Source organism: Variovorax sp. WDL1 (assembly GCF_001541225.1).
In the GTDB taxonomy this organism is placed as follows: domain Bacteria; phylum Pseudomonadota; class Gammaproteobacteria; order Burkholderiales; family Burkholderiaceae_C; genus Variovorax.
Genome location: NZ_LMTS01000153.1, coordinates 42496 through 44685, shown reverse-complemented (window position 1 = coordinate 44685; position 2190 = coordinate 42496). Strand labels below are relative to the sequence as shown.

Here is a 2190-nt window from a genome sequence, read left to right as displayed (position 1 = left end):
CCGATGGCGCCGCTCAGGCAGCCGCCGCCTTGGCGGCCGCGACCTGTGCCGCCACTTCGGCGGCAAAGTCGTCGACCTTCTTCTCGATGCCCTCGCCGACGACGTAGAGCGTGAAGCTCTTGATCGACGTGTTGGCGGCCTTGAGCATCTGTTCCACGGTCTGCTTGTCGTTCTTGACGAATGGCTGGTTGTGCAGCGAAACCTCCTTGAGGTACTTCTGCACGCCGCCTTCGATGCGCTTCGCGACGATGTCGGCGGGCTGCGGCTGCTTGCCGGCCGCCTCGGCCGCCTTGCGGTCTTCCTCGGCCTTTCCGGCAGCCACGGCACGTTCCTTCTCGATCAACTCGGCCGGCACGTCCGAACTGGCGATCGAGACCGGCTTCATGGCGGCGACGTGCATTGCCACGTCCTTGGCTGCAGTGTCGTCGCCCTCGAACTCGACCATGACACCGATGCGCGTGCCGTGCAGGTAAGAGGCGAGCTTGCCGTTGCCGGCAAAGCGCTTGAAGCGGCGGAAGCTCATGTTCTCGCCGATTTTCCCGATCAGCCCCTTGCGCACGTCTTCCAGCGTCGGGCCGAAGCTGTCCTGTTCGTAGGGCAGCGCGGCCAGCGCGGCCAGGTCGGCCGGGTTGTGCTTGGCGACCAGCATCGCCGCTGCATTGACCAGCGCGAGGAAGCTGTCGTTCTTCGAGACGAAGTCCGTCTCGCAATTGATCTCGACCATGGCGCCCACGCCGCCTTCGACATAGGCTGCAACCACGCCCTCGGCCGTGATGCGGCTCGAAGCCTTGCCGGCCTTGTTGCCCAGCTTGATGCGCAGCAGCTCTTCGGCCTTTTCCATGTTGCCATCGGCCTCGGTCAGCGCCTTCTTGCACTCCATCATCGGGGCGTCGGTCTTTGCGCGCAGTTCGCCGACCATGCTTGCGGTGATTGTTGCCATCTTGTTTCTCCGTTCGGTTTAGCAGTTGCGGCGGCCCGCACCGGGCGCCGCGAAAATCAAGTTAAAAAAAAGGGGCATCGAAGCCCCTTCTTCAGGCGCTCGCGGGCGCGAATCAGGCCGAAGCGCCCTCTTCGACTTCGACGAACTCATCGGAACTGCCCTCTGCGACAGCTTTGACCACGTCGCTGACGGCGCTGGAGCGGCCTTCGATGATCGCATCGGCGATGCCGCGAGCGTACAGCGTGACTGCCTTCGACGAGTCGTCGTTGCCCGGGATCACGTAGTCGATGCCCTCGGGCGAGTGGTTCGAGTCCACCACGCCGATCAGCGGGATGCCCAGCTTCTTGGCCTCGGCCACGGCAATCTTGTGGAAGCCGACGTCGATCACGAAGATCGCGTCGGGCAGCGCGTTCATGTCCTGGATGCCGCCGATGTCCTTCTCGAGCTTCTCGATCTCGCGATTGAAGGTCAGCTGCTCTTTCTTGCTCAGGTTGTCGAGGCCGGCTTCCTGCTGGGCCTTCATGTCCTTCAGGCGCTTGATCGAGGTCTTGACGGTCTTGAAGTTGGTCAGCATGCCGCCGAGCCAGCGGGTGTCGACGAACGGGACGCCAGCGCGACGCGCCTCGGTCGCCACGATCTCGCGGGCCTGGCGCTTGGTACCGACCATCAGGATGGTGCCGCGGTTGGCGGTGAGTTGCTTGGCGTACTTCATCGCTTCCTGGAACATCGGAAGCGTTTTTTCCAGGTTGATGATGTGGATCTTGTTGCGATGGCCGAAGATGTACGGGGCCATCTTGGGGTTCCAGAAGCGCGTCTGGTGACCGAAATGGACACCGGCTTCCAGCATTTCGCGCATGGTCGTCGACATAGGAATAACTCCAAAGGTTGGGTCTAAAATCCAGCCCGTTTTGCGATCCTCGCGAGGAGCGCAACACCTCGAATGGGCTGGTTTGCGGATATGTTTTCGCTGGGAAAGGACCCAGAGTGAAACCCGCAGAGTATAGCACTCACTACTCTTCTCTCCCTTCTCTGCGGCCCTCCACATCATGCGCCCTGACCTGCACGCCACCCGCCTTTCCCTGCTGGCCGGCGCCTCCGACGCGCGCACCGAGATGGAGCATTCCATCGCCGCGGCCACTTCGCCTGCCTGTGAGCATGTCTTCACCCGGCCCCTGTTCGACGAAGCGCGCCAGGCAGCCGCCGCGGCCCAGCCCGTGCAACGCCTGGCAGGGCTGGCCTTTTCAGCCAAG

The 2190-nt window shown here is 62.9% G+C and carries 2 protein-coding genes and 1 pseudogene; 1 reads left to right on the top strand and 2 read right to left on the bottom strand.

What is annotated here, in order from left to right:
• Positions 1-13 precede the first annotated feature (13 nt).
• Entirely contained in the window at positions 14-940 is a 927-nt protein-coding gene (gene tsf / locus APY03_RS20315) for a translation elongation factor Ts (RefSeq protein ID WP_068679488.1), read from the bottom strand.
• A gap of 112 nt (positions 941-1052) precedes the next feature.
• Positions 1053-1808 (bottom strand): 30S ribosomal protein S2, encoded by a 756-nt coding sequence (gene rpsB / locus APY03_RS20310; protein WP_068679486.1) that lies wholly within the window; start codon positions 1806-1808, stop codon positions 1053-1055.
• A gap of 178 nt (positions 1809-1986) precedes the next feature.
• Here rpsB and APY03_RS44175 point away from each other — a divergent pair.
• A pseudogene (locus APY03_RS44175) lies at positions 1987-2190 on the top strand (amidase); the annotation flags it as partial.